A 21,152-nucleotide genomic window follows, 5' to 3' on the forward strand; every position below is an offset into this window, starting at 1 on the left:
TGGAAGGCACGACCATGGCGGGACCCGTCCTGGAAATGCGCTCGATCGTCAAGACCTTTCCCGGCGTCAAGGCGCTGTCGGACGTCACGCTGACCGTCCGGCAGGGCGAGGTCCACGCCATCTGCGGGGAGAACGGCGCCGGCAAGTCGACCCTGATGAAGGTCCTCTCCGGCGTCCACCCGCACGGCACCTATGAGGGGGACATCCTCTTCGAGGGCCAGGTCTGCGAGTTCAAGGACATCCGGGCCAGTGAACAGCGCGGCATCGTCATCATCCACCAGGAGCTGGCGCTGTCGCCGTTCCTCTCCCTCGCGGAGAACATCTTCCTCGGCAACGAGCACGCCAAAGGCGGGTTCATCGACTGGCGGGAGACCCTGCGGCACGCCACCGAGCTGCTGCGCAGGGTGGGGCTCGGCGACCACCCCGACACCCGTGTCGCCGACATCGGCGTGGGCAAGCAGCAGCTCGTGGAGATCGCCAAGGCGCTGTCGAAGCGGGTGAAGCTGCTCATCCTCGACGAGCCGACGGCGGCCCTGAACGACGAGGACAGCGGCAAACTCCTGGATCTGATCCTGGAGTTGAAGAACCAGGGCATCACCTCGATCATCATCTCCCACAAGCTCAACGAGATCCGCAAGGTCGCCGACTCGGTGACGATCCTGCGGGACGGCAGGACCATCGAGACCCTCGATGTGAAGGCGCCCGCCACCACCGAGGACCGGATCATCAGCGGCATGGTCGGCCGGGACCTGGAGCACCGGTTCCCCGAGCGCACCCCGCACCAGCCTCAGGAGGGCGCCGCCCCGGCGCTGGAGATCCGCAACTGGACCGTGCACCACCCGATCGACCAGCAGCGCAAGGTCGTCGACGATGTGTCGATCGAGGTGCGGCGCGGCGAGATCGTCGGTATCGCCGGCCTGATGGGCGCCGGCCGTACCGAGCTGGCGATGAGCGTGTTCGGGCGGACCTACGGCCGGCACGCCGACGGCACGATCCTCAAGGACGGCCGGGAGATCCGTACGAAGACCGTCCCCGAGGCGGTCCGGCACGGCATCGCGTATGTCACCGAGGACCGCAAGCACTACGGGCTGAACCTCATCGACACCATCAACCGCAACATCTCGCTCAGCGCGCTGGGCAAGGTCGCCAAGCGGGGGGTGGTGGACGAGCACGAGGAGCGGCAGGTCGCCGAGCGCTTCCGCAAGTCCATGAACATCAAGGCGCCGACCGTCTTCGAGCCGGTCGGCAAGCTGTCCGGCGGCAACCAGCAGAAGGTCGTCCTCAGCAAGTGGATCTTCGCGGGTCCGGACGTGCTGATCCTCGACGAGCCGACGCGTGGCATCGATGTCGGCGCCAAGTACGAGATCTACACGGTCATCGACCAGCTGGCCGCCCAGGGCAAGGCGGTCGTCTTCATCTCCTCCGAGCTGCCCGAGCTGCTCGGCATGTGTGACCGCATTTACACGATGGCCGCGGGGCGGCTGACCGGTGAGTTCTCGCGGGCCGAGGCATCGCAGGAAGCACTGATGCGTCAGATGACCAAGGACAAAGAGGTAACCCGATGAGCACGGATGTGACCGCCAAGACCCCGGCCCCCGCGCCGCCGGGCAAGAGTTCCGGGGCGGCGGGCGGCGGCCTGCTGCAGCTGGTGCTGGACGGCATGCGCCGCAACATGCGCCAGTACGGCATGCTGATCGCCCTCGGCCTGATCGTGGTGTTGTTCGCCGTCTGGACCGAGGGCGACCTGCTGCTGCCGCGCAATGTCTCCAACCTGGTGCTCCAGAACAGCTACATCCTGATCCTCGCGATCGGCATGATGCTGGTCATCATCGCGGGCCACATCGATCTGTCGGTGGGATCGCTGACGGCGTTCGTCGGTGCGATGGCCGCCGTCTTCATGGTCAGGAACGACATGCCATGGCCGCTCGCCGTGCTCCTGTGCCTGGCCGTCGGCGCCCTCGCGGGAGCCGTCCAGGGGTTCTTCATCGCGTACGGCGGCATACCGTCGTTCATCGTGACCCTGGCGGGCATGCTGATCTTCCGCGGTCTGACGGAGATCTTCCTGGAGGGCCAGACCCTCGGCCCGTTCCCCGAGGGCCTTCAGAAGGTCGCCAACGGCTTCCTGCCCGAGGTCGGCCCGAACACGAACTACCACAACCTGACACTGCTGCTGGGCTTCGCGATGATCGCGTTCGTGGTCTTCCAGGAGTTCCGCGACCGGCGCCGGCAGCAGGAGTTCTCGCTCGACGTCCCGCCGTTCAACCTGTTCCTGCTGAAGCTGGTCGCGCTCGGCGCCGCCATCCTCACGCTGACGCTGCTGCTGGCCAGCTACAAGGGCGCCCCGATCGTGCTGCTCGTCCTGGGCGTGCTGCTCGTCGGCTTCGGCTACGTCATGCGCAACGCGATCGTCGGCCGCCACATCTACGCGATCGGCGGCAACCTCCCGGCGGCCAAGCTGTCGGGTGTGAAGGACAAGAAGGTCACCTTCCTGGTCTTCCTGAACATGGGCATGCTCGCGGCCCTGGCGGGTCTGGTCTTCGCCGCCCGCTTCAACGCGGCCTCACCCAAGGCCGGCCTCAACTTCGAACTGGAGGCGATCGCGGCCTCGTTCATCGGCGGCGCGTCGATGAGCGGCGGCGTGGGCACCGTGCTCGGCGCGATCATCGGTGGCCTGGTCCTGGGTGTGCTGAACAACGGCATGAACCTCGTCGGCATCGGCACCGACTGGCAGCAGGTCATCAAGGGCCTGGTGCTGCTGGCGGCGGTCGGCTTCGACGTGTGGAACAAGCGCAAGGTCGGTTCGTAGGTCCGAGCACGGGGTGCCCCGCCGGACGGCGGGGCCCTTCACTTCCGGTTCAACTCATCGAACAGGAGCCGCACATGGACATGAGCAGACGTACGGTCATGGCCGGGGCCGCGGCGGCGGGGATCACCGCCGCGACCATCGGCACCGCGCACGCCGGCACGGGAGGCGACAAACCGGTGAAGTCCCTCTTCGGCGAGCTCGCCGACGGTACGAAGATCTACCGCTGGTCGCTGGCCAACGGCGGCACCCGCATGAAGGTCCTCTCCTACGGCGGTGTCGTGCAGTCCCTGGAGCTCCCGGACCGCCGCGGCCGGTACGCCAACGTCTCGCTGGGCTTCGACACCATCGAGGACTACGTCGCGAAAAGCCCCTACTTCGGCGCGCTGATCGGCCGCTACGGCAACCGCATCGGCAAGGGCAGGTTCACCCTGAACGGCAAGAGCCACCAGCTCTCCGTCAACGACGGCGAGAACAGCCTGCACGGCGGCGCCCAGGGCTTCGACAAGCGGGTGTGGGGCATCGAGCCGTTCACCAAGGGCAACGATGTCGGCCTGCACCTGTACCACACGTCCGTCGACGGCGAGATGGGCTACCCGGGCACGCTCAAGGTGAAGGTGACGTACACCCTCACCGAGCACGGCGACTGGCGCATCGACTACGAGGCCACCACCGACAAGGCCACCGTCGTCAACCTCACCAGCCATGTCTACTGGAACCTCGCCGGCGAGGGCAGCGGCACGATCGAGAACCACGAGCTGAAGATCGACGCCTCCCGCTACACCCCCGTCGACCCGGGCCTCATACCCACTGGCGAGCCGGCCCCCGTCGCGGGCACCCCCTTCGACTTCCGCCGCGCCAAGCGCATCGGCGAGGATCTGCGCGAGCCCCACCGGCAACTGCTGTACGGCAAGGGCATCGACCACAACTGGGTGCTGGACAAGGGCATCTCACCGCGCCCCGAGTGGATCGCCACCCTGAAGGACCCCTCCTCCGGCCGCACCCTGCGGATCGCGACCACCGAGCCGGGCCTTCAGTTCTACTCCGGCAACTTCCTGGACGGCACCCTGGTCGGCCCGAGCGGTCGCACCTACCGGCAGGGCGACGCGCTGTGCCTGGAGACACAGCACTTCCCGGACTCGCCGAACCAGCCGCGGTTCCCCTCGACCGTGCTGCGGCCCGGACGGACGTACCGTTCGACGACGGTCCACTCCTTCACCCGCTGACACTCCTTCACGGGAGGCACACAACTTGTGACCGATCTCCCGATGGTTGAACGGCGTCACCGCGGCCTCCGTATGTAGGGGCGGCCCGCGCTCCCCCGCGCGGGCCACCCAGACACGGAGGTTCCATGCCCGACAACGTCACCTCGCTGTTCCGCAGCACCGCGGCACACAGCCCGTCGATGGCGGCGCTGACGCGGGAGGGCGGCGACGGGGCCGGGCCGTTGGACTTCTGCATCCCCTGCAATCCGTACTTCCCGACCCCCGCCATGTTCGACGACATGGCGAGCAGGCTGCGGGACATCATCACGTACTACCCGAGCAGCGCCGACACGATCACGGCCGAGCTGTGCAGCCTGCTCCAGCTCCCGCCGCAGTGCGTGGCCATGGGCAACGGCTCCACGGAACTGATCACCTGGATCGACCACCTGATGGTCCGCGAGTCCCTCGCCGTCCCCGTCCCCACGTTCGGCCGCTGGACCGACCAGCCGATGGAGACCGGCAAGCGGGTCGACATGTTCCCGCTCCAGGAGTCCAGCGGATTCGCCCTGGACCTCGCGCAGTACGCCGAGTTCATCCGGGCCCGCGGGACCCGGGTCGCGGTCATCTGCAACCCCAACAACCCCGACGGCGGCTACCTCCACAAGCACGCTCTCGTGCAGTTCATGGACGCGATGGCCGACCTGGACCTGGTCGTCGTCGACGAGTCCTTCCTGGAGTTCGCCGACGCCGAGCAGGAGCCGTCGGTCGTCCAGGAGGCGATGCTCCGCCCGAACGTCATCGTGCTGCGCTCCCTCGGCAAGAACTTCGGCCTGCACGGCATCCGCTTCGGCTACCTGGTCGCCAACCCGGCGCTCGCCAGGATGGTCCGCTCGATGCTGCCCAAGTGGAATCTCAACTCCTTCGCGGAGCACGTGGTGTTCATGCTCAAGGAGCACGGCGCGGAGTACGCGCAGAGCCTCCAGCAGGTGCGCCGAGACCGCCTGGACATGGCGAGCCAGCTCTCCGCGCTGCCCGGTCTGACGGTCTACCCGTCCCAGGGCAACTTCCTCTTCGTGCGCCTCCCCCTGGGCGCGGAAGGCACCGTGGTCCGGGATCGGCTGCTCACCGAGCACCGGATCCTGGTCCGCGAGTGCGGCAACAAGATCGGTTCGTCCAGCCGCTTCCTGCGACTCGTGGTGCGCCCCCAGGTGGACGTGCGTCGCCTGGTGTCCGGCCTGGAGCAGGTGCTCTACGGGTCCAGGAGGGGAGCCGCCGTACCCGAGCTGGGTACAGGGACCAACTACAGCTCGGGTACGGCGGCCGTGGACCGGTTGGTCAGCTCCACCAACGGCGCCGGCATGCAGGGCCTCGCCGCTCAGGCCATGACCGCCGGGATGCCCTCGGTGCCTCAGCCGCAGGCGGTGCCGCAGGGTGCGGGGGGTACGGGAGGGCAGGGCGGCCCGGGGGGTCCGGGTATGCCCATGCCGGCACCGGTCGCGGTGGCCCCGACGCCCGCTCCGATGCCCCCGGCGCCCGCTCCGGTGGCCCCGGCACCGGCCCCCGCACCGGTCCCGGCACCCGTCCCCGCCGCCGCGTCCGCCCCCGCCCCCGCCCCCGCTCCGGCCCCCGTCCCCACCCCAGTCCCCCCACCGGCCCCGGTTCCGGCCGCTCCCGCTCCCGCTCCCGCCCCGATGCAGTTCCCCTCGCCCGTGGCGCCCGCCGCGGCGGTGGTGCCGCCCGGGCCGACCCCGCCGGGGGTGCCCGCACGCGGTGGGCTCACGGCGGCACAGGTGCGGGGGACGACGGGGCCGGGGCTGACGCCGGCACCGGCCACCGGCTGGCCGAACAGCCAGAGTTGGCCCAGTGCGGCGGGGGCCTGAACCGGACCGTCCACCACCGGAACCGGACAAGTCCGATTTCCCGACGATCTCCTGACACAGGGGAAGTGTGCTGTCACCATGTGTGAATGCTGCTGACCGACAACCCCGTGCTCGGCTCCGAGGGCGACCGTTTCGGTTTCCTCCCCCATGCCCGGGTCCTGTGCGACGCGATCAACGCGACTCGTGACCTCCCTCTCAGCGTGGCCCTGTACGGCGCCTGGGGTACCGGCAAGTCCAGTTTCATGAACATCTGCCGCTCGCTCTTCGAGGAGCAGGGCATACCGGTGGTGTCGTTCAACCCCTGGAAGTACGACCAGCGGGAGGAGATCTGGCACGCGCTGATCCAGACCATCCTGGACGAGATCGCGTCCAAGATCACCGAAGGCCCCGAGGCCGGACGCAGTGCCCAGCTCCAGCACGCGCTCAAGAAGGCCGCCGTCCTGAGCCGTACGGCCGCCTGGCTGATGACCCGCAAGGCGGTCGTACCGCTCAGCGGCGGTCTCGTCTCGACCAGCGACGCCGACGCGCTCAAGGAAGCCTGGGACGAGGGGAATCCCCTGGAGTACCGGCACGTCAACCAGTTCGAGCACGACTTCGCGGAGGTCGTCGAAGAGTTCACCGGCGGCGGGCGCCTGGTGATCCTCATCGACGACCTGGACCGCTGCACTCCGGAGGCCGCGACCACCGTCCTGGACTCGCTCAAGCTCTTCCTGGGTGAGGCGTCCTGTGTCTTCGTCCTGGCCATGGACCAGCAGGTGATCGCCAGAGCCATGGCCCAGCGGTTCGACGGCGACGAGGAGATGGGCCGGCGGTACCTCGAAAAGCTGATCCAGTTCCCGTTCCACCTGCCCCATGTCACCTTCGAGTCCATGTTCAGCCACCTCCGCGAGGAGGTCGTCGGACTCCGTGACGACCCGGCGCTGTGGCATCTGATCCGCGTCGCCTACGGCCAGAACCCCCGGCGCGTACGCCGCTTCATCAACGCGCTGAACCTCACCGTCATCTCGCTGCGGCTGCACTCCACGCCCAGCCGTGCCCGCATGCTGCACGCGGCGACCCTGCTGACCATCCGACTCCAGCATCCGGGGTTCTACGCCATGGTGAGCCGCACCCCCGAGTCCTGGCAGCGCATGGACGAGGCCGCCGACGGCAACACCGGCGCACTGCGCCAGGACGAACTGTTCCTCTTCCAGCGGGAACAGGGCCTCGCGGACCTTCTGCACGCCACGTCCAGCAGACGGGTGGAGCTGGACTTCCCACCGCCGCCTGGCAAGACCGAGATCGACACCCTGACCGAGGTGCTGAGCGTGACCAGCGGCGGGACGACGGACCCCGGTCCCGACCCGGCATCCTCGTCGTCGCCGGAGGAGCGGACATGGTGAACAGCGGTCGTGACGGCCTGGTCATCGGTCTCGACCTCGGCGACGGCGAGACCACGCTCGCCTGGACCACACGCGACGGCGACGGCGCCATCCACGTCTTCCAGCGCCGGATCACCGGCGAACGAAGCGTGCTGACTGCCATGGCCCGCGCCGCCACCGACCGACGCCGGCTCCTCGGTGAGGAGGCCGTGTACGCGGCGGGAGCAGCCGAGTTCAGCCTGAACTTCAAGCAGGGACCGGACCCCGCGAGCTTCGAGACACCGGAGGCGGTGCTGTTCGTCCAGGCGCTGCTCGCGGAGTTCCTCTCGGAGCACAAGACGCGGACAGGCGGGACCGATCAGGGCGACGACCAGGCAGGCACGGCCGCCGAGCCCATGATGGTCGTAGGCCATCCGGCCGGCTGGGACCCCGAGGTGGTCGACGCCTACGCGCGGCATCTGCGACTGCGGGGCGTCAGCACCCGGTTGCTACCGGAGTCGCAGGCGGCGCTCGTCCATGTCCGCCGCCCGGGTGCCGCGGCCGGCGCGCCGTCTCGGAGCATGGCCGAACGGCCTACGGCGGGCCGGGTCCTGGTGGTCGACATCGGCTCCTCGACCACCGACTTCACCCTCATCACGGACATGGAACCCCGCAGCCTTCCCCTCGGAGCGGACTTCGGCTGCCGCCTGATCGACTTCGAGGTCGCCGAACTGGTCACCGAGCGCCACCGCGACGACGAGACACTCAAGGCCGCGCTCGCGGCCGACGGTGGCCGGGAGTTTCTCCTGCTGGCCTGTCGCCGGGCCAAGGAGGCCCAGTTCTCGGGCACGCAGGCCGCCATCCTCAACCAGCCGGTCAATCCCCGCTTCGGGCCCATCAGAGACCTGGCCTGGGGCTGGCTGCGCCATTCGGAGATCCCGGCGCTGGTGTCCGCCCCCGGCGGCTGGGCCGACGGCTTCCGGGCCCTGCTGAAGCAGGCACGCCGGCTGATGGAGGACAAGGACCCCGACCAGGTGGTGCTCACCGGGGGTGGCTCCCGTATGCCGCTGACCAGGCGGATATGCCGCGAGGTCTTTCCCGAGGCGGCCATCGACAACGATCCCGAGCCCGCCTTCTCGGTGGCCCGGGGCCTGGCCCTGGCCGGCTACACGGAGCTGCGCCTGGAGCGCTTCCGAGCGTCGTTGACCGCGCTGCTGGAGGAGCCGGAGTTTGACGAACTGTGCACCGAGCACATCTCGAAGGGCTTCGCCGAGCTCAAAGGCCGGCTGGCCGGGCATGTGCGCGACGCTGCTGGTATCACCGGGACCGCCGCGCCGGGGCTACCTTTGGACGGGGGCGAGCCCCCGTCCATCACGGCGCTGCGCGGGGCTCTGAACCAGCGTCTCGGCGAACGCGTCAGCTCCCTGTGCCGCACCCACGGAGTACCGCACGACGCCCTGGACCTGGACTTCCAGCTCCCCCTCAGCGTCGCGGAGGCCCTCACCGACCAGCTGTCGCGGTATGCGAGTCGGCAGCACAGCCTTCGGTCCGGTCTGCGCGCCTGGGCCATGGAGGCTTCCCGGCGTACGACCGAGCGGTGGCGGCAGCGCAACTCGTTCCAACCGACTCGCAGCGGCAACCCTTATGTGGACGTGGCCCAGACGGCCTGGGCCTGGGGCGCGCCGGTGGTTCTCTGGGCCATGCAGGAACGGTCCGTGAGCAAGATGGTCAAGGAGATCAAGGCGCTTTCCCTGGACGAGGGGAAGGTCGACGAGCTGGTGGGAAAGATCCGCGCACACATCCGTGACCAGTTGCTGGGACGTCTGACCGAGATCGAGAAGCTGATCTTCTGAGGCCGGACGTCCCGCGGCACATCAGTGGCCCGCGCGGCGACCACGGCCCAGGGACAGCCACCCTGGCAGGTCCACCTCCGCCCGCACGGTCTTGCCGGGCGACCCTTCCCGGTCCACCACCTCCCACCGGTCTGCCAACGCCTCGACCAGAACGAGGCCACGGCCGTGTTCGCCGAGGGGACGCGGCGGCGGCCGTACGTCGCCGGGTTTCGGGGGGCGGGACTCGGCGCGGGTGTCGCTGACCTCGATGCGGATGCTGCCCGCGGGCAGGGAGAGCCGCACCTCGAAGTCCCGGCCGGGGACGCGGCCGTGGGTCACGGCGTTGGCGGCCAGCTCGGCGACGATCAGGGCCACGGCCTCGGAGGCGTGGCTGCCGTGCGGGACGCCCCATACGTGGAGCTGGTTCAGGGCGAGATGTCTGGCGAGGCGGGCGCCCCGTGGGGTGGCGCTGAGGCCTGAGTGAACATACGTACGGTGACCGGAGGTTGGGGGGTGCGGGGTGCTGCCATGGGGCTCAATCTGCCGGTCGGGCGACGCAGTTCACCAGGTGGGCGGCGCGTACGCTGCGGAAGCGTACGCGGTTACGGGGTGGACAGTACTCGTCACCACCCGTGACCATGGCCGCGGGAGGTGACCGAGTGTGGTCGATGGTGCGGGTGGCGAACCGGAGTCGTCGGACAGTCTGCGGACGTTCGGGGCGGTCGTACAAGCGCTGCGGGAGCATGCGGCGTTGAGCCGGGAGGAGTTCGGGGAGCGGGTCGGGCTGTCCAAGCACACCGTGGCCTCGGAGAGCTATGAGCACCAGCGAACTGGCCTGGTTCAAAAGCAGCTACAGCAGCGGCGGTTCCGGCGACTGCGTCGAGGTGGCCCTCACACCCGCCGCCATCCACGTGCGCGAGTCGAAGGCCCCGGAGGCACATCGCATGGTGCTTTCGGCAGCGGCCTGGGACGTGTTCGTGTCGTACTGCACGACCGGCCCGGACCGCGTCGCCTGACTCAGCGGGGAATGGCCGACGGATACGAGGAGACCTATGAGCACCGACGAACTGGCCTGGTTCAAGAGCAGCTACAGCAGCGGCGGTTCCGGCGACTGCGTCGAAGTAGCCCTCACACACGCCGCCATCCACGTACGCGACTCGAAGACCCCGGAGGCACGTCGGATGGTGCTCTCGGCAGCGGCCTGGCACGTGTTCGTGTCGAACTGCACGACCGGCCCGGACCGCGCCTCCTGACTCGGTGAGGAAAGACCGACGGGCCCCGGTACGAATTCCGGGGCCCGTCGGCTTGCCTTGCGTCAGTGGCTGACGGCGGCGTGCGTCTGCACGCCCAGCGCGATGCCCTCGGGCGAGACCGCGGCGAAGACGTCGGCGCAGGCGACGGCGCTCACGGTGTCGGTGAGACCGCCGGTGAGGGTGCCCGTCAGGCCGGCGGAGGCGCTGCCCGCCTGACCGCCGGAGACCTGGTCCAGGGCGGCGTCGGTTATTTCGGCGGTCACGACCTGCGGGGTGGAGTTCATCACCTGCGGTTCCCTTCGCATGCATGCATTTCGACGGCCGTTGCCGGCCGAATTCCGGGAATCAAAGCACGCTGAGGAGGAGACGGCCAGCCGTCCCTCGACCGTGCACGACGTGGGGCGCAGACCGGCTTCACCGCTATGACCGCGGGGTCACCCGACTGCGCCGGGTTCTTCACAGGACCCGCCGCCCTGGCGGGTGCGGGACTGTTGACGCCACGGACGCGAGGGGCGGCGAGGCCCTGATACGGCCTCCCGGCGGGCGGGTGTGGACATTTGCCGGAGGTTTGGGTGCGTGGGCCCCGGGCCGTGGGTCCCGACCGGCCCGGCGGCCGGGACCCACGGCTTCGGTCAGCGGCCTGACTACTTGTCCGGGCACTCCTTCCACGCCAGGTGGTACACCGTGCTGATGTCGCCGTCCGTCGAGTCCATGGTCATGAAGCTGACCTTGCTCGGCGAGGACGAGCCGAGGTTCACTCTCAGTTCGGTGTTGATGTTGAAGTTGCGCTGCACTCCACAGGGCGCCCAGACCATCTGGGCCCAGTCGGTGCTGTCGGTGGCCTGCCAGTTGTCGTTGAGGGGGCCGCTGAAGGGGTGGTTGCGGAACTGTGTCTGCGGGGAGCCCTGGAAGTAGTACGAGGCTCGCTGGATGGCGCTGGCGCCGGGCTGGAGGGCGGCGAAGCCGCGGTAGTCGGCGCTGGCGATGGCGTACGTGAAGCCCTGCGGGACGTGCACGACCAGGTTGAGCTGGCAGTTCTTGCGGAAGTCCGTGGGATCCGCGTTGCCGCCGACCTTGGCGAGGTAGTCGCTGTAGGTCACGGTGAAGGCGGTGTTGTCCTCGGACACGGCGACGGCGGTGGTGCCCTGGGGGCAGCCGGAGCCGTTGACCGTGGCGACCTTGATGACGATCTTGTCCGGCGGCGGGTCTTCGAACGCGGGGGCCGCCTGTGCGGGCAACGCCCCGGTGAGCAGGGCGGCCAGCGCGCCTCCGCTCAGCAGCAGGCGCAGGAGTCCACGTGCCATGGAGCTCTCCTCGGGTTGGGGGGTGGCTGCGCCCCCGACCCCTTCAACATCGTTGAAGCTTTGAAGAATCCGTGAGGTTTCTGTGAAGGTCGGAGGCGTTCGCATCGTAGGGAGCCGTATGAGGGTCGGCCAGGGTGAAGTCCAGCCATTTACAAGCGAGTTGAACAGACGGTGGTCGAGGGCGTCGCGCCGCCGGCCGTCCCGGTCGTTCCCGGTTGAACTACGGTCGCTGTAGCACATGACGCGAACACATCGGGCCGCGTAGGCTCGAACGGCCTGCCGATCGGCGGCGGAACAGGGGGTGCGATGGACATCGCGGGCGCGCGCGAGAGGGCGGCCCGGGTCGCTTCGACGCTACGGCTGCGGCGCTCCCGACGTGCCTCGGGCATGCGCGACCTGGCCTGCGATCTGAGCGCCGCCCTGCGCGCCAGACCCACACCCCCGGCCGACGTACGCGAGGTGTGCCACGCGCTGTGCGAGGAGATGAGCACGCTGCGCGGGGGGCGGCCCGTCGAGCTGCGCTTCGAGCGGTTTCCGGACGAACTCGAAGTGACCGGACTGTGGGTGGAGTTCCAGGACTTCGACCTGGTCATCGTCGAGGAACGGGCCGAGGAGGTGCAGCAACTGGTCATCCTCGGCCATGAGTTGTGGCATCTGCACGCCGGGCACGGACACCATCACACCGACGGCGCGGTGGCGGCGCACGCTCTCGCCGGTACGCCCGGCTGGAAGGGCATCGCCGTCGCGGTGGCCGCTCGCAACGGCTCGCGGGAGCGGGACGAGGCCGAGGCCGAGGACTTCGGCCACCGGCTGGCCGCCGCCTTCCGGCCGCTGCTGTCGGGCGGGGCCGCCGGTGCGGACGAGCCGCTGGCTCCGGTGCAGCGGTCCCTGGGCTACCGCGGAGCGCGAAGAGGTGCGGCACCATGACGGCGCTCGCGCTGACCCCGGTCGGGTTCGTCAACGAGTTCTACCCGAACTTCTGGTGGATCCCGGCCGGGATCCTGGCCGCCGCCCTCGCCATCAAGCTGCCCAGCATCATCCGGCTCTGGAAGGACCCGCTGCTGCGCGCGGTCGGCGGACTGCTGCTGCTCGCCTGCGCGGTGTTCGTGTTCGTGGCGCCGTCGACGATCGCCCGGGTCAACCGGCTCACGGGGATCACCAACTTCTCCGCGCCCTGGGTGTACTCCCTGCTCACCGCGTTCTGCGCGTCCTGTCTGCTGCTGATCATCACCTGGCGCAACGGCCTGTCCGACCGCTCCGCCCGCACCCGCCGCGCCATGCGTGGCGTCATCGCCGTCTACTCCGGCGTGATCGTCGCCCTGTGGGTGCTGTTCGCGCTCGCGGACGTACCCGAGGAGCGGCTGCGGGACATCGACACGTACTACGCCAACGCCCCGTACATGCGCGAACTGATCCTGCTCTATCTCCTCGCGCACACCACGGCCGCCCTGGTCACCAACTGGCTGATCTGGAACTGGATCCGCACCGACGGACTCGACGCCTGGCTGCGCTGGGGACTGAAATGCCTCGGCTTCGGCTACACGCTGCAGCTGGTCTTCGACGCCGCCAAGCTGACCGCCGTCGCGGCCCGTTGGGCCGGCCGGAACCTCGACTGGCTGAGCACGGCCGTCGCGCCGCCCCTCGCCTGTCTGTCCGCGGTACTGATCGCGGTGGGCTTCATCCTTCCGCATGCGGGCCAGTACCTGCACGACCGCTGGCGCGTCCGGCTGGCCCGCCATGAACTGCGTCCGCTGTACCTGCTGATGAAGCGCGTCAACGGCGGCGGTGTCCCCTTCGTCCTGCGGGCCGGCCCGGAGCTGCGGCTGATCCGCCGGGAGACGTTCATCCGCGATGTGCTGCTGCCGCTCGCCCGGTTCATCGACGAGGAACGGCGCGGCAAGCTCCACGACGCCGCGATCACCCTCGGTTTCACGCCGGACCGCGCTAAGGCACTCGCCGCGGCGATGGCGATCCTGGACGCCGTCGACGCACGGGGCGAGGCACCGGAGCGCGACGGCGCGGGCGAACCCGACACCACGGATCTGCTGCGCGAGATCGGTGCCGTGTCCCGGGCCCTGCGCTGCGCCGACGAGATGAGGGCGGTACGCGCCCGGGCGGCGGCCGAGGCGGACGTGCCCGTCGTCGGCTGACGGCCTTCGCCGCCCCGGCCTGAGCGCGCCCCGTTCCGCCCGGTCCGGTTTCAGCCATCCCTGGCCGAGCCCGGCCGGCTCAGGTGGCTGAAGCGACATGGGACTTGGCATATTGCACGGGTTCGAACGTCCAGCAGCCACGGGGAGAACCGTGCGTACGAACAGGGAGATGCGTCGTCTCGCCGACGCCCTCATCGGCCCCATCCGGGTGCCGGTCCCTGCCGACCCCGAGGCCCTGTTCCAGGCAGTCGTGGACTCGGCCGTCCAGTGGCGGGGACGCCCGATCGTCGTCCACCGCGCGGTGTTCCCGCCACACACGGCCAGCGGGCTGTGGCTGGAACGCGAGCGCCATGACGACGTCGTCGTGGACGAGCGGGCCGCCGTCTGGCACCAGATCGTCATCTTCTGCCATGAGGTCTGGCACATGCACCGGCAGTGCGCCGACGGGACCGGTGGACGGACCGCCGCGCGCACCGATTTCTCGCTGGCCGACGAGCAGGAGGCAGACCGGTTCGGCATGCTCATGGGCCGTCGGCTGCGCACCTGGCTGGAGGCGTCCGAGGACTCGGTGTTCGCGGCCGGACAGGGCGACGCCCATGACATCGCCGGGCGCATCGGAGCCGCGCTCAACTACCGCGGGACCAGGCGATGAACGACCTGATCGGCTACGTCAGCTGCGCCGTGCTGTGGCTCGGCCTGGTGGTGAAGGCACCCGACCTCGTCCGGCATCGGCACGACCCCTATCTGCGGGCCATCTGCGCGGTGCTGGGCCTGGCCGGCCTGTGCTTCTTCCTCGGCGCCCCGCCCACGGTCGGCGCCGTCAACCGCGTCGGCGGCATCGCCAACCTGGCCGCGCCGCTGACGTACGCGGCGATCACCGCGTACAGCGCCGCCTCCCAGATCCTGGTCGTCCTGTGGCGCGGCGGACCGGGTGTGCGTCGCACCGCCCGCCGCTGGGTGCTCGGCTACACCGCCGTGGTCCTCGGCATCGCGACGGCGTTCGTCCTGGGCGAGGCGCCCGTGGAGCGCCGTACGGACCTGGACACCTACTACGCGAACACGCCCTACCTGCGCGAGATGATCGTGCTCTATCTGTGCGCGCATCTCACCGCCGCCACCGGCACCGCGGTCTCCGCGCTGCGCTGGGCCCGCGAGGTGCGCGGCTGCCTGCGCGCGGGGCTGATCACCCTGGGCTGCGGCGCCCTGTGCGGCAGCGGGTACAGCGCGGCCAAGCTCCTCGCCGTGGCCGCCCGCTGGTCCGGGCACGACTGGCCGGTGCTCGGCTCGGACGTGGCCCGGTCGGCGGCCGGGCTGGGCGCGCTGCTGACGGTCACGGGCGTCCTGACCCCGCTGGCCGGGGCCCGGATGGCCGAATGGCGGCGGGCCCGGCGGACGTACGCCCGCCTCGCGCCCCTGGAGCGGGAGCTGGACGACGTCCTCGTCCGGCGCTCGCTGCGCCTGCCCCGGCCCCGCTGGTCCTCCCCCGCCGCCCGGCTGGTCTGGCGCCAGACCAGCATCCACAACGCCCTCAGCCATCTCGACGCCTACGTCGACCGGCAGTTGTACGACGAGACGCTGAAGGCCGCGCGGCGCGCGCCGGGCGGGTCGGAGCAGGCGACGGCGACCGCCTGGGCCACGGTCATCGCTGCGGCGGCGCGGGGCGGGACCCCGGCCGCCTCGCGTGCTGCGCCGGCCGGTGAGTCGGAGTGGTTCCGGGAGCGGGCGCCCGGACCGGAGGCCCTCGTGCGGATCGCGGACGCCCTGGCCACCTCGCCGCTCGTCCGGCGGGCCACCTCGCCGCTCGTCCGGCAGGCCACCGGCGCGGACGCCATCACCGCGAGCACCACCCGGGCGCCGGAACGGAGTTCCGCCGTATGAGTCTCGTCGTCTATCTGGCGGCCGGAGTGCTCGCGCTGTCCGCCCTCGTGCTGCTGCGCCGACCGCGGATGACCGCCGGGAAACCGTCGGCCCTACGCAACCCGCTCACGGTGTCCACCATCGTGGCGATCACCCTCGGAGCCGTGGTGTTCGTCTGCTCGGCGCCGATGACCCTGGCCGCCGTCAACGACCTCACCGGCATCCCCAACTTCGGTGCCCCGCTGACCTACGGGCTGCTCTCCGCGTACAGCTGCTCCCTGCTGATCCTGCTGATCCACTGGCGGGGCGGGCCGCGCGAGCGGGTACGGCGGCTGGTGCTGCGCAGCCTCGCGGTGTACGTACCGCTGATCGTGGCCATCGTCGTACTGTTCGCACTGGCGGACGCGCGGGTGGAGCGGCTGACCGACCTCGACACCTACTACGCCGACACGCCCGGCATGCGCGAGATGATCGTGCTCTATCTCCTCGGACACAGCGCGGTCATGGTCGCGTTGGCCGTGGTGTGCGTGCGCTGGGCCCGGGAGGTCGACGGGCTGCTGCGGACCGGGCTGCGGCTGATCCTGGTGGGCGCGCTGCTGGACGTGGTCGGGTTCCAGCTGACCAAGTACACGGCCGTGGTGGCGCGTTGGGCGGGGCACGACCTGGACTTCCTCTCCACGAAGATCGCACCGCCGATGGCCGCGCTGGCCGCGCTGATCTGGTCCTCCGGCTTCGTCCTGCCGAGGCTGCTGCCTGCGGCCGTGGGCCACTGGCGCGGCCTGCGCGACTACCGGAAGCTGGCCCCCCTGTGGCTGCGGGTGAAATTCGCGTCCACGGCTCCCAAGCCGCCCGCCCTCTGGTGGCAGCTGCCCGAAGAGCGCCTGCACTGGCGGGAAGTGGCCATCCATGACGCCCTGTTGGCGCTGGCACCGTACTTCGACGACCGAGTGCGCGAACGGGCCCTGTCGGCCGCCCTCGACGACGGCCGCTCCGCGCACGAGGCACGGGTGGCCGCGGAGGCCGCCATGCTCGCCGCCGCGGCCCGCCGCGCACGGGCACACGAGGAGCCACTGGGCACCCCGAGCACCTATCGCCTGCACGCCACGGAGGTGGCCGGCGCCGGCGGCCTCGTGGAACTGGCACAGGCACTGACCGCCCCACGCACGACGCCATGACGGCCGTCGGCGGCCCGCGGGCATTCAGTGCCTGGTCCGGGGGCCGCGAACGCGGGCCGTGAAGGTACGGTGAGAGCCGGCCGGCTGTGCTGCGGGGGGCCATGCGGTTGGGAGCGCTCACACTCGCGGACCGGCGTGGTCGGCGTCCTTCACCACTGAACGGCCTTGCTGTGGCCGGAAGTTGGGGACGACTTGGCGGGTGGGGAGCCTTCATGGCTGAGTGCGAGGAGTGGCATGTCGCGTAGAGCTGTCGTCATCGGTGCCGGCTTGGCCGGCATGCTGGCCGCGGCGGCCTTGTCCGGCGCCGCGGACGAAGTGGTCGTACTCGACCGCGACGAGCTGCCCGACGGGCCCGAGCACCGCAAGGGCCTGCCGCAGGGACGCCACGCGCACCTCCTCATGGCCGGCGGGCTGGCCGCGATGGAGGACCTGGTGCCCGGGGTGAGCATGCGCAAGCATCTGCTCGCCGCCGGCGCGCACGAGATATCGCTCGGCTCGGGCATGGTCGCCCTCACCCCGGAGGGCTGGCTACGCCGCTGGCGCCGTCCGGGACCGCAGATGTTGACCTGCACCCGGGCGCTGCTCGACTGGGCGATACGGGACGCGGTGCTCACCCACACCGGTGTGCAGGTGCGCCGGGCGCAGGCGCTGGAACCGACCGGGTCGCGGCAACGAGTCACGGGCGTACGCCTCTCCACCGCCGCCGGGGACGAGGAGCTGGCGGCCGACCTCGTGGTCGACGCGAGCGGACGCGGCTCCCGGATCGGCACCTGGCTGACGGCGCTGGGGGTGTCGGACGTCCGGGAGAAGACGGTGGACGCCGGTCTGGTGAACGCCACCCGTCTCTACCGGACCCCCACGGGTGCCGGACGTTTCCCCCTGACCATGGTGCAGGCCAACCCTTATCTGGGCCGCCCCGGCCGCAGCGCGATGGTGCTGCCCATCGAGGGCGACCGCTGGATGGTGAGCCTCGCCGGCACCCGGGGCGGTGGCGAGCCGCCGTCCGACCCGGACGACTTCCTGCGGTACACCCTGGACCTGCCCGACCCCATCGTGGGCCGGCTGATCTCCGGTGCCGAGCCGCTCACCGACGTCCATGTCAGCCGCAGCACCAGCAACCACCGGCGGTATCTGGAGAAGACCCGCCACTGGCCCGAGGGCCTCGTCGTCCTCGGCGACGCCCTCGCCACCTTCAACCCGGCCTACGGGCAGGGCATGTCGGTGGCGGCGCTGGGCGCCCAGGTGCTGAGCCGTGAGCTGCGGCAGGGGGGCCTCGGCGGGCCCGGGCTCGCCCGGCGTGTGCAGCGCGGGGCCGCCAGATCGGTGGAGGCGGCGTGGACGATGGCACTGAGTCAGGACGTCTGGTTCCCCGGCACCCGGGGCGGCTCACCCCGGGTCGCTGACCGCCTGGTCACCGCCTACACCCGCCGCATGATCCGCACGGCCACCGGCTCGTACACCGCGGCGTCGGCGGTGTGGGACGTGACGAGCATGACCACGAGCCCGACACGGCTGCTACGGCCCTCGACGGTACTGGCGACACTGAGCGGCCCACCACTGCCGACCGCGCTGGGGGCACCGCTGACGCGGGAGGAGCGGGACATCCTGCACGGGTTGGACCGCACGCGCGTCTGAGGGCGGGGCACCTGGATCGAGGGCGCGGGAACCGGACCGAAGCGCGGGACCGGGGTCTGAGGGCGGGACCCGGTTTCGAGGCGCGGGGCCCGAACTTGAGGGCGGGGCCCGCCGACGCGGCCACCCAAGCACCGGGACCGGCTGGGGATTTGAGGGCGCCGCCCGGCGACGCGGCCAGCCCCAACTCACCGAGCCCGGGTGGGCGGCGGCGACCGGGGCGGCGCGGAGCGGGCGGCACGCGAGACGGCGAGTACACGCGGCACGGAAAGAGCGACGCTCGGGACGGCGAGAACACGCGGCACGCACCGGCGCCACGCGGGACGGCACGGAATGGGCGAGAGTCGGGACGGGGAGAACGCGCGGCAACGAACCGGCAGCACGCGGAGCGACACGGAACCCGCGGCACGCGAAACGGCGAGATACCGGCCGCACCCGGAACGGCCCACCACCCCTGACGGAACCCTCCGGCCCACCAGTGGCCGGGGGCGTCAGCCCTTGAATGCCGGCTGGGCCAGCCCTTCGCCCGCCCCCGGTACCACGAGCAACGCCCCCGCCAGCGGATGCGGCGAGGTGAGTCCCGCGCGGGCCGTCGTGATGTACAGGTCCCTCAGACCGGGTCCGCCGAAGGCGCACGCCGTCACCCGGGGCACCGGAAGCGTGACGACCCGGTCCAGCTCGCCGGCCGGCGTGTAGCGGCGTACGGCCGCGCCGTCCCACAGGGCCACCCACACACAGCCCTCGGCGTCGACGGTGAGACCGTCGGGGAACCCGGCGCCCTCCTCGATCTCCACCAACGGGCGCCGGTTCACGGCGCGTCCGTCCGCGAAGTCGAAGACGTCGACGCGGCGGGTGGGCGAGTCGACGTAGTACATCCGCTGCCCGTCCGGGCTCCAGCCCGTGCCGTTGCTCACCGCCACGTCGTCGAGGATCACCTCGGCCGAGCCGTCACCGGTGTGCCGGGACAGGGTGCCGCCGCCCGGCGCCTCGTCGTAGCGCATAGTGCCGGCCCACAGGGAGCCGTCGGGAGCGACGGCCGCGTCGTTGGCGCGGCGGCCGGGGACGGGGTCGTGGTGCAGCCAGCGGAAGGAGTGGTCCGGGTCCAGCAGGCCCACGCCGTCCCGGAGGTTGAGGACGAGGCCGCCGCCGGCGCGGGGTTTGACGGCGCCGATGTGCTGGTGGGCGGTACGGACCGAACGGCGGCCGGAGACGGGGTCGTAGCCGTGGATCCGGGAGCGCAGGATGTCGATCCAGATCAGCCGGCCGCTGTCCGGGTCCCAGGTCGGCCCCTCGCCGAGTGCCGCCTCCGCCCGCACCGCGACGTCGTACGCCGACGCTGTCATACGACGCTCCGGTGCCCGAGCCGCTCCGACAGCTCGGCGGCGCCCTTGGCGGCGAGTTGCTCCAGCTCGGCGCGGCGGTCGTCGCTCCAGCGGATCATGGGGACGGAGATGGAGAGCGCGGCGACGACCTGCCCGGCACGGTCCCGCACCGGTGCGGCCACGCACGACACGTCAGGGTTGGACTCCCGGCTCTCGACGGCGATCCCCCGCTCGCGGATCTCGGCGAGGGCCTCGCGCAGGGCCCCGGGGTCGGTGATGCTGTTCGGTGTCATGGCGACGAGCTCGGCCCCGTCGGGGATGCGTGAGACGAGTTCGGGCTCGGGGAGGGAGGCGAGCAGCATCTTGCCGACGGAGGTGCAGTGCGCGGGCAGCCGCCGCCCGGCGGCGGACACCATGCGCACGGCGTGCGTCGAGTCCACCTTGGCGATGTAGATGACGTCGGTGCCCTCCAGGATCGCCACGTGCACGGTCTCGTCGCAGGTCTCGGCGACGGACCGGGCGACCTGCTGCCCCTCGGCCGCGAGATCGAGCTGCTCGGCGTACCGGCTGCCGAGCTGGTAGGGCCGCACACCGAGCCGATACCGTCCCGGCTGGCCGGGCACCTGCACGATGTACGACCGCGCGGCGAGCGTGGTGACCAGCTCGTGCACGGTGGTGCGCGGCAGCTGGAGCTTGCGCACGATGTCGGGGGCGGAGAGCGTGCCGTCCCCGTCGAGGAAGAGCTCGAGGATGTCGAGAGCCCGTGTCACGGCAGGTACGAGGCGTCCCACGTCCGGCTCCCTCCCTTGGGTGTCGATGGTCGATGACGCTTGGGGTGTGGATGAGGCTTGGGTACCGACGCGGCTGCGTTCGAAATTTCAACAGCCGATCGGCATAGCGAACATAGGCTACTCAAGCTTCGTTTCCCCGGGCAATGGCCGTGCGCGGACCGGCTCGAAACCCTCCGCGGGCGGGTGTGCGGGACGCCGCCGACTCGTGTGGGGCAGGTCACGCCCTGCCGTGGCGGCCGACCCGAGGCGCCGTCGTTGCCCGGGTCATCCGGAGGATCGCGGCTCGCTCCGGCGCCAGGTGAGGGTGACGGTGAAGTTGGCCGTGGCGCCGGCAGCGGCGATGAAGGCACCCGCCTGGGTGTGCATGTTGAGACCGAACTCCACCTGGATCTCGTCGGGGGACTGCGCAGCCGACTGGAGACGGGAAACTATGGCCCGCATGGCGGGCTGCACACGCTGTACGGCGTCTTCGAAGGTCTGCTGTGCCCGCTCGGCGATCGCGGGTCCGTTTATCCCACGGGTCACGGTTCCGACCGACTGATCACTGACCTCGACCAGTACGGCGCCGCCGTCCGAGACAGGGAATTCAACGAGTCGCCCCATGGACT

General features: G+C 70.7%; 19 protein-coding genes and 2 pseudogenes. 15 read left to right on the forward strand and 6 right to left on the reverse strand.

All coding sequences use genetic code 11. From position 1 onward, the window contains the following. Positions 1–14: 14 nt before the first annotated feature. The 6 genes from mmsA (at position 15) to ACHBTE_RS17375 (ending at position 9,081) form a co-directional block, all read left to right on the forward strand. Positions 15–1,565, forward strand: coding sequence for a multiple monosaccharide ABC transporter ATP-binding protein (gene mmsA, locus ACHBTE_RS17350; RefSeq protein ID WP_394724788.1), 1,551 nt, complete (start codon positions 15–17; stop codon positions 1,563–1,565). After that, positions 1,562–2,806: a multiple monosaccharide ABC transporter permease gene (gene mmsB, locus ACHBTE_RS17355; protein WP_394724789.1), complete on the forward strand. Its 1,245-nt coding sequence runs from the start codon at positions 1,562–1,564 to the stop codon at positions 2,804–2,806. Before mmsA ends, mmsB begins: the two co-directional genes overlap by 4 nt. Positions 2,807–2,880: 74 nt before the next feature. After that, a complete protein-coding gene (locus ACHBTE_RS17360) occupies positions 2,881–4,029 on the forward strand; it encodes an aldose epimerase family protein (protein WP_394724790.1) in 1,149 nt (382 codons plus the stop codon). 125 nt (positions 4,030–4,154) lie between these two features. Continuing rightward, complete coding sequence (locus ACHBTE_RS17365; RefSeq protein ID WP_394724791.1) at positions 4,155–5,888, forward strand: pyridoxal phosphate-dependent aminotransferase; 1,734 nt, start codon at positions 4,155–4,157, stop codon at positions 5,886–5,888. Positions 5,889–5,974: 86 nt separating this feature from the next. Next, positions 5,975–7,270, forward strand: coding sequence for a P-loop NTPase fold protein (locus ACHBTE_RS17370; protein ID WP_394724792.1), 1,296 nt, complete (start codon positions 5,975–5,977; stop codon positions 7,268–7,270). After that, positions 7,264–9,081, forward strand: a complete 1,818-nt coding sequence (locus tag ACHBTE_RS17375) for an Hsp70 family protein (RefSeq protein WP_394724793.1) — start codon at positions 7,264–7,266, stop codon at positions 9,079–9,081. Before ACHBTE_RS17370 ends, ACHBTE_RS17375 begins: the two co-directional genes overlap by 7 nt. A 21-nt stretch (positions 9,082–9,102) precedes the next feature. On the opposite strand, the pseudogene ACHBTE_RS17380 reads toward ACHBTE_RS17375, so the two are convergent. Then, positions 9,103–9,590 (reverse strand): annotated as a pseudogene (locus ACHBTE_RS17380) (ATP-binding protein). 131 nt (positions 9,591–9,721) lie between these two features. On the opposite strand from ACHBTE_RS17380, the pseudogene ACHBTE_RS17385 reads away from it, so the two are divergent. The 3 genes and pseudogenes from ACHBTE_RS17385 to ACHBTE_RS17395 all read left to right on the forward strand — a co-directional run. Continuing rightward, a pseudogene (locus tag ACHBTE_RS17385) lies at positions 9,722–9,868 on the forward strand (transcriptional regulator); the annotation flags it as partial. Between the two features lie 7 nt (positions 9,869–9,875). Continuing rightward, positions 9,876–10,076, forward strand: coding sequence for a DUF397 domain-containing protein (locus tag ACHBTE_RS17390; RefSeq protein ID WP_394724794.1), 201 nt, complete (start codon positions 9,876–9,878; stop codon positions 10,074–10,076). A 36-nt stretch (positions 10,077–10,112) separates the two neighbouring features. Then, positions 10,113–10,313 (forward strand): DUF397 domain-containing protein, encoded by a 201-nt coding sequence (locus ACHBTE_RS17395; protein ID WP_394724795.1) that lies wholly within the window; start codon positions 10,113–10,115, stop codon positions 10,311–10,313. A gap of 62 nt (positions 10,314–10,375) precedes the next feature. Here the strand turns inward: ACHBTE_RS17395 and ACHBTE_RS17400 are convergent, their stop codons facing one another. Both ACHBTE_RS17400 and ACHBTE_RS17405 read right to left on the reverse strand, forming a co-directional pair. Further along, positions 10,376–10,618, reverse strand: a complete 243-nt coding sequence (locus tag ACHBTE_RS17400) for a hypothetical protein (RefSeq protein WP_394724796.1) — start codon at positions 10,616–10,618, stop codon at positions 10,376–10,378. A 339-nt stretch (positions 10,619–10,957) separates the two neighbouring features. Then, a complete protein-coding gene (locus ACHBTE_RS17405) occupies positions 10,958–11,617 on the reverse strand; it encodes a DUF4360 domain-containing protein (protein WP_394724797.1) in 660 nt (219 codons plus the stop codon). A gap of 306 nt (positions 11,618–11,923) precedes the next feature. On the opposite strand from ACHBTE_RS17405, the gene ACHBTE_RS17410 reads away from it, so the two are divergent. The 6 genes from ACHBTE_RS17410 to ACHBTE_RS17435 all read left to right on the forward strand — a co-directional run bounded on the left by ACHBTE_RS17410 (position 11,924) and on the right by ACHBTE_RS17435 (position 18,434). After that, complete coding sequence (locus ACHBTE_RS17410) at positions 11,924–12,544, forward strand: toxin-antitoxin system, toxin component family protein (protein ID WP_394724798.1); 621 nt, start codon at positions 11,924–11,926, stop codon at positions 12,542–12,544. After that, positions 12,541–13,767, forward strand: coding sequence for an MAB_1171c family putative transporter (locus ACHBTE_RS17415; RefSeq protein WP_394724799.1), 1,227 nt, complete (start codon positions 12,541–12,543; stop codon positions 13,765–13,767). The genes ACHBTE_RS17410 and ACHBTE_RS17415 overlap by 4 nt, the downstream gene beginning before the upstream one ends. Before the next feature lie 151 nt (positions 13,768–13,918). Continuing rightward, positions 13,919–14,419, forward strand: a complete 501-nt coding sequence (locus tag ACHBTE_RS17420; protein ID WP_394724800.1) for a toxin — start codon at positions 13,919–13,921, stop codon at positions 14,417–14,419. Continuing rightward, positions 14,416–15,645, forward strand: a complete 1,230-nt coding sequence (locus ACHBTE_RS17425) for an MAB_1171c family putative transporter (protein WP_394724801.1) — start codon at positions 14,416–14,418, stop codon at positions 15,643–15,645. The genes ACHBTE_RS17420 and ACHBTE_RS17425 overlap by 4 nt, the downstream gene beginning before the upstream one ends. Beyond that, a complete protein-coding gene (locus ACHBTE_RS17430; protein WP_394724802.1) occupies positions 15,642–16,799 on the forward strand; it encodes an MAB_1171c family putative transporter in 1,158 nt (385 codons plus the stop codon). Before ACHBTE_RS17425 ends, ACHBTE_RS17430 begins: the two co-directional genes overlap by 4 nt. 234 nt (positions 16,800–17,033) lie before the next feature. Beyond that, a complete protein-coding gene (locus tag ACHBTE_RS17435; RefSeq protein WP_394724803.1) occupies positions 17,034–18,434 on the forward strand; it encodes an FAD-dependent oxidoreductase in 1,401 nt (466 codons plus the stop codon). A 488-nt stretch (positions 18,435–18,922) separates the two neighbouring features. Here the strand turns inward: ACHBTE_RS17435 and ACHBTE_RS17440 are convergent, their stop codons facing one another. The 3 genes from ACHBTE_RS17440 to ACHBTE_RS17450 form a co-directional block, all read right to left on the reverse strand. Further along, positions 18,923–19,774, reverse strand: a complete 852-nt coding sequence (locus tag ACHBTE_RS17440; RefSeq protein WP_394724804.1) for an SMP-30/gluconolactonase/LRE family protein — start codon at positions 19,772–19,774, stop codon at positions 18,923–18,925. Continuing rightward, positions 19,771–20,544 carry an IclR family transcriptional regulator gene (locus ACHBTE_RS17445; protein WP_394724805.1) on the reverse strand — a complete coding sequence of 258 codons (774 nt, stop codon included), beginning with the start codon at positions 20,542–20,544 and terminating at the stop codon, positions 19,771–19,773. Before ACHBTE_RS17445 ends, ACHBTE_RS17440 begins: the two co-directional genes overlap by 4 nt. 264 nt (positions 20,545–20,808) lie before the next feature. After that, positions 20,809–21,147: a CU044_2847 family protein gene (locus ACHBTE_RS17450; protein ID WP_394724806.1), complete on the reverse strand. Its 339-nt coding sequence runs from the start codon at positions 21,145–21,147 to the stop codon at positions 20,809–20,811. Positions 21,148–21,152 lie beyond the last annotated feature (5 nt).

Origin of the sequence: Streptomyces sp. M41, from assembly GCF_043673425.1 — a bacterium.
Classification (GTDB): Bacteria; Actinomycetota; Actinomycetes; order Streptomycetales; family Streptomycetaceae; genus Streptomyces.

Excerpts from the sequence above, each read along its gene's own strand:
- mmsA (WP_394724788.1), top strand. The coding sequence starts at position 15 with ATGGCGGGACCCGTCCTGGAAATGCGCTCGATCGTCAAGACCTTTCCC.
- mmsB (WP_394724789.1), top strand. The coding sequence starts at position 1,562 with ATGAGCACGGATGTGACCGCCAAGACCCCGGCCCCCGCGCCGCCGGGC.
- ACHBTE_RS17360 (WP_394724790.1), top strand. The coding sequence starts at position 2,881 with ATGGACATGAGCAGACGTACGGTCATGGCCGGGGCCGCGGCGGCGGGG.
- ACHBTE_RS17365 (WP_394724791.1), top strand. The coding sequence starts at position 4,155 with ATGCCCGACAACGTCACCTCGCTGTTCCGCAGCACCGCGGCACACAGC.
- ACHBTE_RS17370 (WP_394724792.1), top strand. The coding sequence starts at position 5,975 with ATGCTGCTGACCGACAACCCCGTGCTCGGCTCCGAGGGCGACCGTTTC.
- ACHBTE_RS17375 (WP_394724793.1), top strand. The coding sequence starts at position 7,264 with ATGGTGAACAGCGGTCGTGACGGCCTGGTCATCGGTCTCGACCTCGGC.
- ACHBTE_RS17390 (WP_394724794.1), top strand. The coding sequence starts at position 9,876 with ATGAGCACCAGCGAACTGGCCTGGTTCAAAAGCAGCTACAGCAGCGGC.
- ACHBTE_RS17395 (WP_394724795.1), top strand. The coding sequence starts at position 10,113 with ATGAGCACCGACGAACTGGCCTGGTTCAAGAGCAGCTACAGCAGCGGC.
- ACHBTE_RS17400 (WP_394724796.1), bottom strand. The coding sequence starts at position 10,618 with ATGCGAAGGGAACCGCAGGTGATGAACTCCACCCCGCAGGTCGTGACC.
- ACHBTE_RS17405 (WP_394724797.1), bottom strand. The coding sequence starts at position 11,617 with ATGGCACGTGGACTCCTGCGCCTGCTGCTGAGCGGAGGCGCGCTGGCC.
- ACHBTE_RS17410 (WP_394724798.1), top strand. The coding sequence starts at position 11,924 with ATGGACATCGCGGGCGCGCGCGAGAGGGCGGCCCGGGTCGCTTCGACG.
- ACHBTE_RS17415 (WP_394724799.1), top strand. The coding sequence starts at position 12,541 with ATGACGGCGCTCGCGCTGACCCCGGTCGGGTTCGTCAACGAGTTCTAC.
- ACHBTE_RS17425 (WP_394724801.1), top strand. The coding sequence starts at position 14,416 with ATGAACGACCTGATCGGCTACGTCAGCTGCGCCGTGCTGTGGCTCGGC.
- ACHBTE_RS17430 (WP_394724802.1), top strand. The coding sequence starts at position 15,642 with ATGAGTCTCGTCGTCTATCTGGCGGCCGGAGTGCTCGCGCTGTCCGCC.
- ACHBTE_RS17435 (WP_394724803.1), top strand. The coding sequence starts at position 17,034 with ATGTCGCGTAGAGCTGTCGTCATCGGTGCCGGCTTGGCCGGCATGCTG.
- ACHBTE_RS17440 (WP_394724804.1), bottom strand. The coding sequence starts at position 19,774 with ATGACAGCGTCGGCGTACGACGTCGCGGTGCGGGCGGAGGCGGCACTC.
- ACHBTE_RS17450 (WP_394724806.1), bottom strand. The coding sequence starts at position 21,147 with ATGGGGCGACTCGTTGAATTCCCTGTCTCGGACGGCGGCGCCGTACTG.